A 12,718-nucleotide genomic window follows, 5' to 3' on the forward strand; every position below is an offset into this window, starting at 1 on the left:
CGCCATGTCATTCATTGAGCTGAGCGTTGGCCCGTGGCGCGGGGTGGCGTTCCTCCAGGGCCAGGCGGACCCAGGCAACGCGGCGGCAGACTACACGGCGATCGCGTGGCGCCACGACGGCACTGCCCGCCTCGGCGGGGTGCTCGAGCAGGCGCAGGTGCAGGTGCTCGTGCGCGCCGACGCTGTGTCCGCCGAGGACCAGCTGGCCCAGCCCGAGGCGTTTGGGCTGCGCAGCGTGACCACGGCATCCGCCGGCGAGGCCTACGTGTTTGCCGGGCGCATGTTCGGCCGCTCAGGCGATCTCAAAATGGCCGAGCCCTGCGTGGCCGCGCAGCTCACGTTGGCGCCGGAAACCGAGCTGGCCGTCGTGGTGGACGAGGGTTTCGGCTACGCCGTCGTCGCCGCCGACGGCGACCTCGCAGTCAACACCACCCCGATCCCGGCCCGCTCCGTGGGTCTGATCGACGCCGGCCACCGCACCCTCGGGCTGACAAACCGCGCCGACAGCGCCGCCCACATGCTTCTCCTGGGCGGCCGGCGGGCATGACCGTCTCAGTGCTGATGATCGTGGAGGGCGCATCGCCCGAAATTTCCCGCTGCGTCAACGTCGAGGAGACGATGACGCTGGGCGAGCTCGCCCAGATCATCGACGCCTCGCTCGGCTTCACCGGCGCCGCCACCCACCTTTACGTGGGCCACGAAGGGGCTCAGCGCTGCGTGTACGCGGAGGTCCCGGGCGCGGGCGAGCACCACGAGGATCAGCTCACCGTCGCCGAGATGCCGCCGATGACGTACGTCTACGACCCGGCGGCGAACTGGAACGTCCACGTCGAGGTCCTCGGCCCCTCCAGCATCGAGGGCCCGACGCCGATGCTTGTCGACGCCGCCGGGCCCGACGTGGTGGAAGCCTGCAGCGGGCCAGAGCTGATGACCACGTTCCGCAACCAAGCCCGCCTCCTCGCCGCCGGCATCGAGCCCGACCTGGACACCATTACCCTGATGTTTTCCTACCTGCCCGTCATGCCGCCGGAACGGATGCTGGACCGGATGACGCAGGCCGACCCAGTTGCGGTGTCCACCCGCATCGGCAACGTGGCCGAGGAGATGTTCTTCGACGAGGTCGCCGCCGCCGATGCGCAGGACGACGGCCCTGGCCTCGCCCAGCACTTCGACGACTTTTTGCAGTCCCGCCCCGATCTGCTCCAGATCATCGACATGGACCCGCACCCGGAGCGCAACCCCGCCATGATCAACGCGGTGACCGAGTTCTTCGGCGAGATGTTGGAGGGCCCACGCGACCTCGCCGGCGTCGTCGCCGACCTCATGGGCATTTTCTCCGCCGGCGTGCCCTACGACAACGGCGAGGTGCCCCCAGCCGTCGCCGGCGCGCTCCGTGGCGTGGTCCAGCTGCCGTTTCCCCTCACCGTGGCCGACTTCCTCGTCGACGCAGGCTTGCTGAGCCTGCGCGGCGGCCAGCTCACTCCCACCGAGACTGGCCTCGCGTTGCTCAACCACCCGGCCCCGATTCCGGCCGCCGCCGACCACCTCCGCCGCGGCTTTGAAGGCCTGATGGGCGAAAGCACGTGGCGCTGGATCGTGGAATCGCTCGTGAGCGGCCAGCCCACCGATGCGGAGCCGGGGGATTGGCTGCCCTGGCTGGAGGCCTTCGGCATCGCGCGCGAGACCGCGCCCGGGCAGGTTGTCTGCACCGACCAGGGCCTTACCTTGCTCCAGCTGCACCACGCCCACTACACCGGCGGCAATTAGCGCAGACTCACCCCACCACCAGGTACAACCCCAGCCCGCCGATCCCCAGCATCATCGCGGTAAGCACGAACACCGCGGCCGTGTTGGGTTGGCTGCGCTCGTTGGCCAGCGCGTCCGCCTCGAAGCGGTAGGTCCGCCGGTGCAGCGCCACGATGACCAGGCCGCCCACGGCCAGCACCGCCGCGGCCACCACGATCAGCGCGGGGTACGCGCCCGCCCAGCGCAGCAGCGCCGCCGCGCACACCAGCATGGCCAGGGCCGTGCGAGTCCAGCTCATCGCGGTGCGCTCGGGCTGCAACCCGGGATCGGCGACCGGGATCATCGGAGCACGCTCACCGCCACCACGAGGGCCGCAAGGAACACGGCGAGGCACAGTACCGGGATGATGGCCGGGGCGGGCAGCGGCTCGTCGTGACGCAGCGCCCGCTCGACGCGCACCCACCGCACCGCCGCGCCGCCCGAAATGGTCATGGCAATGAGGATGAGCACCGCCGCGGACGCCTTGCGCACCCCCGGCTCGATGCCGGGCAGCTCGAACGCCTCGAGCGCGATGCCGCCCGCCAAAAACGCGAGCGCGGTGCGCGTCCACGCGAGGAAGGTGCGCTCATTGGCCAGCGTGAACCGCGGATCGGGCTCCCTGCCGGTGGGGAACACCCGCCTGGTCAACCATCCGCGCTCGCTCATGCGCTCAACCCTAGCGCCGCGTACACGGCGAGGCTGAGCGCGCCCACCGCGGCGATGCACCACAGCACCGCCGAGCGCGTGCCTCTCGACGCCCCTGCGGCCACCACCGCACCCAGCCACGTACCCGCAACATTGCAGATCACGTCGTCGGCGTCGCTGTAGCCCCACGAGAAGAGGTACTGGGCGGTCTCGATGCCGAGGCTGCACACCAAGCCGATCAGCGTCGCCCGCGCCACCGAGCCCCGGTACGCGACGAAGCCGACCGGCACAAACAGGGCGATGTTGCCGAACAGGTTCAACCACGGGCCCCACCACACGCGCGCGTACTCGAAGGTCTCCAGCGGGTTCAGGCGGATCTGGCTGACCTGGTGCGACTCCGCCGACCACAACCCCGGGATGGACACGAACGCCTTGCCCACCGTGAACGCGAGCACGACCAGCGCAGTCACCACCGCCGCGGTCTTTTCCTGCAATTCGCTCGATTTTCTCACCCGCCCAACCGTAACCCCGGCCTATGCTGGCCACCATGAGCAGGAGCTTGATTGTCACTGAGAGTGGCCCGGAGGTCGTCGATACGCAGGAAGCGTACGCAGGCGACGGCGACACCCTGATCCACGTGAGCCACTCATCCGTGAACTACAAAGACGCGATGGCGCTGTCCGGCAACCGCGGGATCCTGCGCAATCTGCCCATGGTCTCGGGCATCGATGTCGTCGGCACCCTCGACGACGGCACGCTGGTCACCGTCAACGGCCGCGGCCTCGGCGAGCGCCGGCACGGCGGGTACACGCCGCAGGTGCGCGTCGACGCACACGACGTCGCCCGCGTCCCGGCCCGCTTCAGCGCCTTCGAGGCGGCCGCCATCGGCACCGCGGGCTACACCGCCGCGCTGTCGGTGGCGGGCTTGGAGCGCGTGACGCTTGCGCCTCTCGACGGCCCCGTGCTGGTCACCGGCGCCACCGGGGGAGTGGGGTCCATCGCCGTGCAGCTCCTGTCCGCCCGAGGCCACGAGGTGTGGGCGATGACCGGCCGCGTCGCCGAGCACGAGGTGTGGCTGAAGGAGCTCGGCGCCACCGAGGTTGTGGACCGCGCCGACTTCTCCGAGCCCGGCAAGCCGCTGCAGAAGGCGCGACTGGCGGGCGTGGTGGACACGGTTGGCTCCACCGTGCTGGCGAACGCGCTTTCCCAGATCACCTGGGGTGGCGTGGCCACCGCGTGCGGCATGGCCGCTGGCAACGACCTGCCCGCGAGCGTGCTGCCGTTCATCCTGCGCGGGGTGCAGCTGGTGGGCATCAATTCCGTGGACGCGCCCAACGATGTACGCGACGCGGCGTGGAAGGTGCTGGACGAGTCCCTCGACACAAACGCCATCCGCACCGAGGAAGTCGGTTTGGATGGCGTGGTGGAGGTTGGGCGTCGGCTGTTGGACGGTCGGGGCAGCGGACGCACCGTCGTTAGGCTGTAGCGACCGCGTCCTTGGGCACGGGGCCGCCGGAGATCTGGCGGTACGCGTGCGCCGAAGCGAGCATGGTGCCGGGCAACGTGACAATCAGGCCGATGACCAGCAGCGCGGCACCCACGATGTTGATGAGGGCTAGCAGCACGATAAAGCCCATGATGCGCAGGTAATTCGACGCCCCGGCCTTAAAGCCCGCGCCCATGGCGTGACCGAACGAGCCGTTGTTGTCCGCCGCGTACCACAGCTGAAACGTGAGGAACGGGGCCACCAGCAGCGCGATCAGGAACGAGATGCCGAGGGCGCCGAGCAGCGGGCGGACGAAGGCCCACATCTCCTCCGCGCTGACGTTTTCCGTGGAGTCCGGCAGCGTCGACGGGTCAACGGTGGACAGGGCGCCAAACGCCAAGGCCATGATGAGGAGGGCGAACGCGATGGTTCCGAAGACACCCAGCAGGGCGGCCACCCCGACGGTCTTGCCGAAGGCCGGCGCCTTGGCGTCGTTGAACGTCAGGCGCTGCGACAACGTCTGCTGCAGGGCCACGCCCGCCATCCACGGGGCGAGCAGGATCGAGCCGGCCGCCGCAATGACCGCGCCGAACCCGGGCAGGAACTGGCCCGCCACTGCCACGAGCGTGTAGGCGATACCCAGCGGGATCCACAGCTTGGCGTTGCTGAACGTCGCCTTCAGGCCCCAGCCGATGGCCTCCAACACGTTGAGCTTGCCGTCGCCCTTCACGTGGAACCAACCGTTGGAGGCCGGGTCGTTGATCGGGTGCGGGGAGACGCCGTCGCCCGGGACGTTGTCCGTGAGCTGCTCGCCGTGGAAGCGCAGCGCGGTCGCGCCGGCCATCGACGCCGCCGTGTTCACGTCAAAGGCGTCGTAGTTCTCGCCGTAATTGCCGGGCCCGTTTTCGGGGTGGCTGCCTTCCGGGTGCTCAGGGTACGGCTCGTACCCGCCGCCGTTGTATGGGGTAGACATGCGCTCATCCTTCGTGATCGTCGGTGTCGTTCACATGGGATGGTATCAGTCACTCCAGTCACAGGCCTGGGCGTCACGACGCTGCAGTCGAGGCTCTACTTCACCACCAGGTTCACCATGCGGCCCGGGATGGCGATGACCTTCACCACGTTCTTGCCGTCCACCAGGGCAGCGACCCGCTCGTCGGCAAGGGCGGCGGCCTCGAGGTCGTCCTTCGAGGCGTCGGCTGCGACGTCGATGCGCGCCTTGACCTTGCCGTTGATCTGGACGGGAACCTCGACGGTGTCGTCGACCAGCCACTGCTCGTCGAACTCCGGGAACGGCTCGAAAGTGATGGTCTCGGTGTGGCCTAGGACGGACCACAGCTCCTCCGCGATGTGCGGCGCGAGCGGGGAGACCATCTGCACCAGCGGCTCCACGGCGGCGCGGGGCGCACCGTTCGGGTAGGTCTTGGTCAGGTAGTTCACGTACTCGATGAGCTTGGCTGCCACGGTGTTGTCGCGCAGGTGCTCGTAGTCGTCGCGTACGCCGGCGATGGTGCGGTGGAGCTGCTTCAGATCGTCGTCGGTCAACTCTGCCTCAACCACGGCCGGGGCGCCGGAGGTTTCGTCGACAGCCAGACGCCACAGGCGCTGCAGGAAGCGGTGCGCGCCGACGACGTCCTTGGTCGCCCACGGGCGCGAGGTGTCCAACGGCCCCATGGACATCTCGTAGACGCGCAGGGTGTCGGCGCCGTACTCCTCCACGACGTCGTCCGGCGCAACGGCGTTCTTCAGCGACTTGCCCATCTTGCCGTACTCGCGGTTGACCTCGGCGCCGTCGTAGTAGAACTTGCCGTCCTTTTCCTCCACCTCGGCGGCCGGCACGTACACGCCGCGCGCGTCGGTGTAGGCGTAGGCCTGGATATAGCCCTGGTTGAACAGGCGGCGGTACGGCTCCTTGGAGGTGACAAAGCCCAGATCAAAGAGCACCTTGTGCCAGAAGCGGGCGTAAAGCAGGTGCAGCACCGCGTGCTCCACACCGCCGACGTAGAGGTCCACGCCGCCTGGGTCGTTCGGGCCGTGCTCCTCGGGGCGCGGGCCGGTCCAGTACCGCTCGTTTTCAATGTCGACGAGCGCGTCAGCGTTCGTCGGGTCGATGTAGCGCAGCTGGTACCAGGAGGAACCCGCCCACTGCGGCATGACATTCGTGTCGCGCCAGTACTTCTGCTTGCCGTGGCCGAGATCCAGCTCCACCTCGACCCACTCGGTGGCCTTGGCCAGCGGGGGCGCGGGCTCGGAGTCGGCGTCGTCCGGGTCGAATGCGACGGGGTTGTAGTCCTCCACCTGCGGCAGCTCCACCGGCAGCATGTCCTCGGGCAGGCCGTGCGCCTGGCCGTTTTCGTCGTAGACGATCGGGAACGGCTCACCCCAGTAGCGCTGGCGGGCAAACAGCCAGTCGCGAAGCTTGTACTGAATTTTCTCGGAGCCTGCTTGCTTATCGACGAGCCAAGCTATCGCCTTTTCAATCGACTCGTCCTTGCCCAGACCGTTGAGGTCCAACCCGTCGTCGTTGGCGGAGTTGATGTGGGCGGCGTCGCCGGTGAACGCGGCCTCGGAGACGTCGCCGTCCAGCACCGCGGTGATGGGCAGGCCGAAGACGGAGGCGAACTCGTAGTCGCGCTCGTCGTGCGCCGGCACCGCCATGATGGCGCCGGTGCCGTAGCCGGTGAGCACGTAATCGGCGATAAAGATCGGCACTTCCTCGCCGCTGACCGGGTTCACGGCGTACGAGCCTAAGAACACACCGGTCTTGTCCTTATTCTCCTGGCGCTCAACGTCGGACTTCGCGGCGATGGCGCGCAGGTAGGCGTCCACGGCCTCGCGCGGGGTGGTGGCGCCACCGGTCCAGCGGGCGTCCACGTCTGCGGGGTAGGCGTCGGCCACGAGCTCGCTGACAAGCGGATGCTCCGGCGCAAGCACCACGTAGCTCGCACCGAAAAGCGTGTCCGGGCGGGTGGTGAAGACGGTGATGTCGCCGGCGGGGGAGGAAAACGCGACCTCCGCGCCGCGGGAACGGCCGATCCAGTTGCGCTGCATGCTTTTGACCTTCTCCGGCCACTGAAGCAGCTCAAGGTTGTCGAGCAGACGGTCAGAGTAGTCCGTGATGCGCATCATCCACTGGCGCAGGCGCTTGCGGAAGACGGGGTAGTTGCCCCGCTCGGAGCGCCCGTCCGCGGTGACCTCCTCGTTGGCCAGCACGGTGCCCAGGCCGGGGCACCAGTTCACCATGGAGTCCGAGAGGTAGACCAGGCGGAACTCGTCGATCGCCTTGTGCTTCTCCTGCGTGGTCAGGTCGCGGAAGTTGCGCCCGCCCTTCGTCTTGCGAGCGCCGGACATGAGGTCGCGCACCAGGTCCTCGATCGGGCGCGCCTTCTGCTGCTCGTGGTCGAACCACGCATTGTAAATCTGCAGGAAGATCCACTGCGTCCACTTGTAAAACTCCGGGTCCGTGGTGGCCACGGAGCGGCGCGGATCGTGCCCCAGGCCCAGCATGGCCAGCTGGCGGCGCATGTTGGCGATGTTCGCCTCCGTGGTCACGCGCGGGTGCGTGCCGGTCTGGATCGCGTACTGCTCGGCGGGCAGACCGAAGGCGTCGTAACCCAGCGTGTGCAGCACGTTCTTGCCCAGCATGCGGTTGTAGCGCGCGTAGACGTCGGTGGCGATGTAGCTCAGCGGGTGGCCCACGTGCAGCCCCACGCCCGAGGGGTAGGGGAACATGTCCTGGACGTTGAGCTTGTCCTTGGGCAATTCGGCCTGGCCTTGCGACGCTTGCGGAGCAAGGTCGCCGACCGGGTTCGGGGCGTAAAACGTCTGGTTGTCGCGCCAGTACGCCTGCCACTTCTGCTCGATGGTGTTGGCCAGCTCGGCCGTATAGCGGTGGGGGGTCGCCTCAGTCATGGCTATGCAGTGTAGTGATGGGCCTTTGCCTTGCGACGCACCTCCGGCCCTCCCCGTTCCCGCGCCTTGGGCGTCGATAGGCTTTGGCGCGGAACTAGCAGATCATTCGGGTGCCATTTTCGCAAGAATTGACACCGTGGACAGACGTACAGCTTTAAGCCCGCAGGTCACGGACTTATGCACGGTTTCGCATGTCAACTTTTACGAGCCGGGCGAGGGCAACCCCCCAGGCCACCCCCGTTTTTTCGTTGGCTACCACCAATAGTTGCCCTAACCGGAATTGTCCGCAATGCAGAGTCCGCAACCGCTACAGTCGCGCACATGCGGCTCTACACCATCGGCTACAGCAAAAAGACCGCGGAGGAGTTCTTCGACATTCTCCGCGACAACGGCGTGACCCAGGTCGTGGACATCCGGCGGCACAACTCGAACCAGCTCGCTGGATTTACCAAGCAGTCGGACCTGCCGTGGTTCCTCGACACCATCGCGGGCATCGGCTACTCCCACGAGCTGGCGCTCGCGCCGAGCGAGGACCTCATGCGCGCGTACCGCAAGGAGGGCCTGCCGTTCGACCAATTTGCGACGAAGCTTCGCGCGGAGTTCGACGAGCGCGAGATGCCCAAGCTTATCGACGGCTCCGCTCTCCTCTGCTCAGAGCCCGACCCGGCCGTGTGCCACCGCTCTGTGGCCGCGGAGTACCTCGCCGAGAAGGGGGACTTTGAGGTCGTGCACCTCTAGGTTCGAGACCGCGAACATCTGCCAGATGGCCGCGCACATGACCAGTAGGTAGGCCGTACGGCAGTCCTGCAGGGTGTTCACCGGCGTGGCACTCGCTCAGTACGAGCGAAACCGGGCCTGCCCCCTTGCGGGGGACAGGCCCGGTTTTTTGGTGGCGTTCTACGAACGTGCGTCGGCGTGCGGGAGCACGGCGAGCGGGGAGAGTTCGGTCAGCGACGCGATGCCACGCTCCTCGTCGCGGAACCATGCGCGGATGCTGTTGATAAAGCCCTTCATGGCCCACCTCCTTTCATTACCGGGGAAGGTTGTTAACCTTCCGTTCATGTTCCGACAACCTTAGGTTGTGGCAAATAGTTTGTCAATACCAACGATTGGGTCGTGTCCATGAAAAAGGCCCCGGGTTGACCGGGGCGTGGCGGAGGGGCCTGGTGGTTACAGGAACGGATAGGGGTCCCACCCGGTGAAGTACTCGATGCGCTCGCGGGCGATGAGCAGAATCGCGGCGACCACGGCTACCAGCACGATGGCCAGGAAGATCCAGCCCAGCACGCGGCGGCCGCCGGAGGCACCCGTGCCGTCCCCGGACGGGGAGAGGAAGTGGATGCTCAGGGAGAACAGCGCCGGCAGGCCTGCGCCCAATAGGATGCCCACGCCGGTGACGAGGAACAGGGATTGCAGTAGGTCAATCATGATGAGTGTCCTTTCCGGCGGTTAGCGGTGGAGGTGGTCGTGGCGGTCAGCGGTAGAGCCGCTGTGGAGGGACTCGAGGCCGCGGGAGGTGTCCACAAAGTCGGCCGGCTCACCGGAGTCGCGGGAGTCCTTGGTTGCGTCGCTGGTGGTGTGCGCCGGGGACTTGGAGTCCCCGTCCCAGTCGTCGTTGACGTTGTCCTTGTGCACCGGCTTCTGGGATGCCTGCCAGAACATGTAGCCACCGCCGAGGAGGATGATCAGGGCTAGGGCGATTCCGCCCCACAGCAGGTCGCCGCCCAGCTCAGCTGCCCAGTGGCCGACCCACCAGGTGCAGAACGCCACGAGTGCGGCGACGGGCAGGGTGGTGATCCAGGCCAGCGCCATGCGGCCGGCCACGCCCCAACGGACCTCGCCCTTCGGGCCAGTCAGGCCGGAGCCGAGGATGGAGCCGGTGGCCACGTGGGTGGTGGACAGTGCCATACCCAGGTGGGAGGAGGTGAGGATGATGGCGGCGGAGGAGGTCTCAGCTGCCATGCCCTGCGGCGGGTGGATCTCCACCAGGCCCTTGCCCAAGGTGCGGATCACGCGGAAGCCGCCGGAGTAGGTGCCCAGCGCGATGGCGAATGCGCAGGCGAACTGGATCCAGAACGGCATCGGGTGATCCTGACCGAACTGGCCCGCGGCCACCATGGCCAAGAAGATGACGCCCATGGTCTTCTGCGCGTCGGAGGTGCCGTGCGCCAGCGCCACCAGGGAGGCGGTGCCAATCTGGCCCCAGCGGAAGTAGTTGTCGCGGTGATTCTGTTCGGCGTTTGCGGTGATCTTGTACACCAGCCAGGTGCCGATGGCGGCGATCAGGCCGGCGACGAACGGGGCGAACAGCGCCGGGAGGATGATCTTGTCCAGCACGCCGCCCCAGACCACGCCGTCGAAGCCGATGGCCGCGATTGCCGCGCCGATCAGGCCGCCGAACAGCGCGTGAGAGGACGACGACGGGATGCCGAAGAGCCAGGTGAACAGGTTCCACATAATGCCGCCGGCCAGGCCGGCGAACACCACGAGGAGGAGCCGTTCAGAATCAACAGTGTCGTTCAGGTCGAAGACGTCAAGTTTCACAATGCCGCCCGCGACCGTCTTGGCCACGGCCACAGAGAGAAACGCGCCGACGAGGTTAAGAACACCGGCGAGCGCCACCGCCACTTTGGGCTTGAGTGCGCCGGTGGCGATGGAGGTGGCCATCGCGTTTGCAGTGTCGTGGAAACCGTTGGTGAAGTCGAAGAACAAAGCAACGACGATGATGAGTACGAGGAGGATTGTGATGCTCACGCGGGAAATTATGCTCCTGCTGTAGCACATGAAATACGCCCGGAGTCGTATGTTCATCTGCCGGCAACCTCTGCATTGCGGCCCACTGGCCCCTAGCTGGCCCGACACTGTAGAGAGCGCCAAGAATTCATATTGCCGTAACCGTGCTTAACCGGCGATCATGTCCCATGCCGTCACGCCCATAATGACCAGGCCGAGCACGAACACGAAGATGGTGTCTGGCCGGCGTGCGTAGTGTTTGAACGCCGTGGCCTTGGCAAACAGCAGCGCGGGCATGATGTAGACCAGAAACGCCACGAAGATGCCGCCGACCACGGAGATCATGTCCAGAATCGAAGGATTCAGCACGGCGACCAGCACTGCGGTGACAAGGACAAAGATATTGACGGCCCACCGAAGGGTAGACGTCGAGAAGCGAGCCGCGACGTCCGGAGCCACACTGCGCACCAGGTAAGCCGTCCCTTCCTCCGTGCCGAGCAGGTGGCCGAAGTAGGAGGTGATGATCGCACACATGGCGATGATGGGGCTCATCCACGCCATGAACGGCGCGTCGGTTTCGTTGGCCAGGTAGGACAGCACAGGCACATTCTGCTCGCGGGCGGCGTCCATGCCGTCTGCCCCTAGCGCGAGCGAACACGACCACACAAAAAACATGGTGAACGCCACTAGCAGGATCGCCGTGACCAGCTCCACCTTGGACACCTCGCGCTCCGTGGCCGCCACGTCGCCGTCCATCTTCTTCTGGGTGTCCAGGGCGAACTGGCTCAGCGCGGCCATGTGGCTGAAGGAGAACACCAACACCGGCAGAATCAGCAGCAACCCCTGCCACACGGGGTAGGAGGACTCGTACGAGCGGAAACCCGCGAAATCCCACGAAGGGATGAGGTACAGCGACACCGCCGCCAGCGCGATAATCAGCGGGTACACCAGCGCGTTGGCCAACCAGAGGGTGAGCTTCTTGCCAAACGCGTACGCGCCTGTCATCACACCCACCGCCACCAGCGCCAGCAACCACCGGCTCACCTGCGCCCCGCCCAGCTGGTTCACAATGAAACTGTCCAGCGTGTTGGTAATCGAGATCGCGTAAATGAGCACCGTGGGATAAATGCCCAGCCAGTACAGCACCGCGGAGGCGAACCCGCGCTTGCGCCCCGTCAGCGCCGTGATCACCTGCAGCACGTCCAGCCCCTTCACCGGGGAGGCGGAAACAATGCGGGCGTAGGTGCGGTGGGAGAAAAACACCATCGGGCCGATCAGCAGCGTGGCAATCACCAGCGGCCAGAACCCGAAGCTGCCCGCATTGATGGGCAAAAACAGGATGCCTGCGCCCACGCCGGTGCCGAACAGCGTGATCACCCAGCGCATAAACGAGCCATCCGGCTCTTTGCCCTCGCGCTGCTCCCTGATCTGCTCGATGTCCGCGTCCGAGAGGTTCTCCCGGTCGAACTCTGCGCGGGAGAGCTCGAGGTGTTCCTCGCTGTGTTGCTCCGGTAGCTCGGTGTTGCTCATGGTGATCTACGTTACCGGGGCCGGCGCTGCGCGTTCAGCGCTTTTGCCTATCGACGTCCCTTCGGCCCGCGCGCGGGGCGGTGGCTCCCGGCGCGGCCAGTGACGGATGCTGCAACGTCGACGTAACTTTTGTCATTACGCGCGGGTGGCCACCTGGGCCATGCAGCATCCGTCATTCGCGCGGTTCAGCCGCAGCGGCCGGAGACTTCCGCGGACCCGTCGAGCACCGCCAGCACGTCGGGGGAGCGCCACGCGCGCTGGAGCGTCCCAGTTCCTACCTGCGGCCAGTCCACGTGAACGGGACTACCAAACTTAAGCAGTTACCCGTCCGCCTCGGCGCACTCGAATTCGACTTGCATGTCCGCAAGACCCGCGCGTCTCGGCGCACCGCCAGGCTTAGGAAACAACACTTCACCGATTTTGACCCGCATGGCGTGGGCAGGTTCGTCCATAAGCACTGGCCGCGTCAGCGCCCACGAACTGGATTGCGATCGCGAAGCCGGAGGATCTGGCGCGCTTCATCCCCGCAGGTGCGGGGCAGACACGGCATGCTGTTGCAGGCTGCTGCTGCAACCGGGCTCATCCTCGCAGGTGCGGGGCAGACACGGCATGCTGTTGCAGGCTGCT

12 protein-coding genes and 1 CRISPR repeat array (1 of these 13 running past the window's edge) are annotated in these 12,718 nt (G+C 66.5%); of the genes, 4 read left to right on the top strand and 8 right to left on the bottom strand.

Annotated features, from left to right (window positions below; all coding sequences use genetic code 11):
* Positions 1 to 4 precede the first annotated feature (4 nt).
* Together CUREI_RS11735 and CUREI_RS10880 are read left to right on the top strand one after the other, a co-directional pair.
* Complete coding sequence (locus CUREI_RS11735) at positions 5 to 547, top strand: pirin-like C-terminal cupin domain-containing protein (protein WP_051952357.1); 543 nt, start codon at positions 5 to 7, stop codon at positions 545 to 547.
* Entirely contained in the window at positions 544 to 1,767 is a 1,224-nt protein-coding gene (locus tag CUREI_RS10880; RefSeq protein WP_051952358.1) for an IS1096 element passenger TnpR family protein, read from the top strand. The genes CUREI_RS11735 and CUREI_RS10880 overlap by 4 nt, the downstream gene beginning before the upstream one ends.
* Before the next feature lie 7 nt (positions 1,768 to 1,774).
* On the opposite strand, the gene CUREI_RS10885 is transcribed toward CUREI_RS10880, so the two are convergent.
* From CUREI_RS10885 to CUREI_RS10895, 3 genes are read right to left on the bottom strand one after another with little or no spacing between them, the layout of a single operon-like run.
* Positions 1,775 to 2,089, bottom strand: coding sequence for a DUF202 domain-containing protein (locus CUREI_RS10885; RefSeq protein WP_038613461.1), 315 nt, complete (start codon positions 2,087 to 2,089; stop codon positions 1,775 to 1,777).
* On the bottom strand, positions 2,086 to 2,451 hold the full coding sequence (locus tag CUREI_RS10890) for a YidH family protein (RefSeq protein ID WP_038613462.1): 366 nt from the start codon (positions 2,449 to 2,451) through the stop codon (positions 2,086 to 2,088). Before CUREI_RS10890 ends, CUREI_RS10885 begins: the two co-directional genes overlap by 4 nt.
* Positions 2,448 to 2,942 carry a VanZ family protein gene (locus CUREI_RS10895; RefSeq protein ID WP_084768365.1) on the bottom strand — a complete coding sequence of 165 codons (495 nt, stop codon included), beginning with the start codon at positions 2,940 to 2,942 and terminating at the stop codon, positions 2,448 to 2,450. The genes CUREI_RS10890 and CUREI_RS10895 overlap by 4 nt, the downstream gene beginning before the upstream one ends.
* 23 nt (positions 2,943 to 2,965) lie before the next feature.
* Between CUREI_RS10895 and CUREI_RS10900 the strand changes: the two genes are divergently transcribed.
* A complete protein-coding gene (locus CUREI_RS10900) occupies positions 2,966 to 3,916 on the top strand; it encodes an acrylyl-CoA reductase family protein (RefSeq protein ID WP_038613464.1) in 951 nt (316 codons plus the stop codon).
* Here CUREI_RS10900 and CUREI_RS10905 read toward each other — a convergent pair.
* The gene (locus tag CUREI_RS10905; RefSeq protein ID WP_038613466.1) at positions 3,906 to 4,889 is read right to left on the bottom strand and encodes a DUF2189 domain-containing protein; all 984 of its coding nucleotides are present in this window, start codon (positions 4,887 to 4,889) and stop codon (positions 3,906 to 3,908) included. The two genes, CUREI_RS10900 and CUREI_RS10905, sit on opposite strands and share 11 nt — an antisense overlap.
* Before the next feature lie 95 nt (positions 4,890 to 4,984).
* On the bottom strand, positions 4,985 to 7,828 hold the full coding sequence (leuS, locus tag CUREI_RS10910) for a leucine--tRNA ligase (protein ID WP_038613468.1): 2,844 nt from the start codon (positions 7,826 to 7,828) through the stop codon (positions 4,985 to 4,987).
* Positions 7,829 to 8,149: 321 nt separating this feature from the next.
* Here leuS and CUREI_RS10915 point away from each other — a divergent pair, with 321 nt between their 5' ends.
* Positions 8,150 to 8,566 carry a DUF488 domain-containing protein gene (locus CUREI_RS10915; RefSeq protein ID WP_038613470.1) on the top strand — a complete coding sequence of 139 codons (417 nt, stop codon included), beginning with the start codon at positions 8,150 to 8,152 and terminating at the stop codon, positions 8,564 to 8,566.
* Positions 8,567 to 8,998: 432 nt separating this feature from the next.
* On the opposite strand, the gene CUREI_RS10920 is transcribed toward CUREI_RS10915, so the two are convergent.
* The 3 genes from CUREI_RS10920 to CUREI_RS10930 all read right to left on the bottom strand — a co-directional run bounded on the left by CUREI_RS10920 (position 8,999) and on the right by CUREI_RS10930 (position 12,091).
* Positions 8,999 to 9,256: a hypothetical protein gene (locus CUREI_RS10920; protein ID WP_038613472.1), complete on the bottom strand. Its 258-nt coding sequence runs from the start codon at positions 9,254 to 9,256 to the stop codon at positions 8,999 to 9,001.
* Positions 9,257 to 9,277: 21 nt separating this feature from the next.
* Positions 9,278 to 10,582: an inorganic phosphate transporter gene (locus CUREI_RS10925; RefSeq protein WP_038613474.1), complete on the bottom strand. Its 1,305-nt coding sequence runs from the start codon at positions 10,580 to 10,582 to the stop codon at positions 9,278 to 9,280.
* A 147-nt stretch (positions 10,583 to 10,729) separates the two neighbouring features.
* Positions 10,730 to 12,091 carry an SLC5/6 family protein gene (locus CUREI_RS10930; protein WP_038613476.1) on the bottom strand — a complete coding sequence of 454 codons (1,362 nt, stop codon included), beginning with the start codon at positions 12,089 to 12,091 and terminating at the stop codon, positions 10,730 to 10,732.
* A gap of 514 nt (positions 12,092 to 12,605) precedes the next feature.
* Positions 12,606 to 12,718: direct repeats of the CRISPR family, unit length 29 nt (it continues 1,443 nt past the right edge of the window).

The organism is Corynebacterium ureicelerivorans, from assembly GCF_000747315.1.
In the GTDB taxonomy this organism is placed as follows: domain Bacteria; phylum Actinomycetota; class Actinomycetes; order Mycobacteriales; family Mycobacteriaceae; genus Corynebacterium; species Corynebacterium mucifaciens.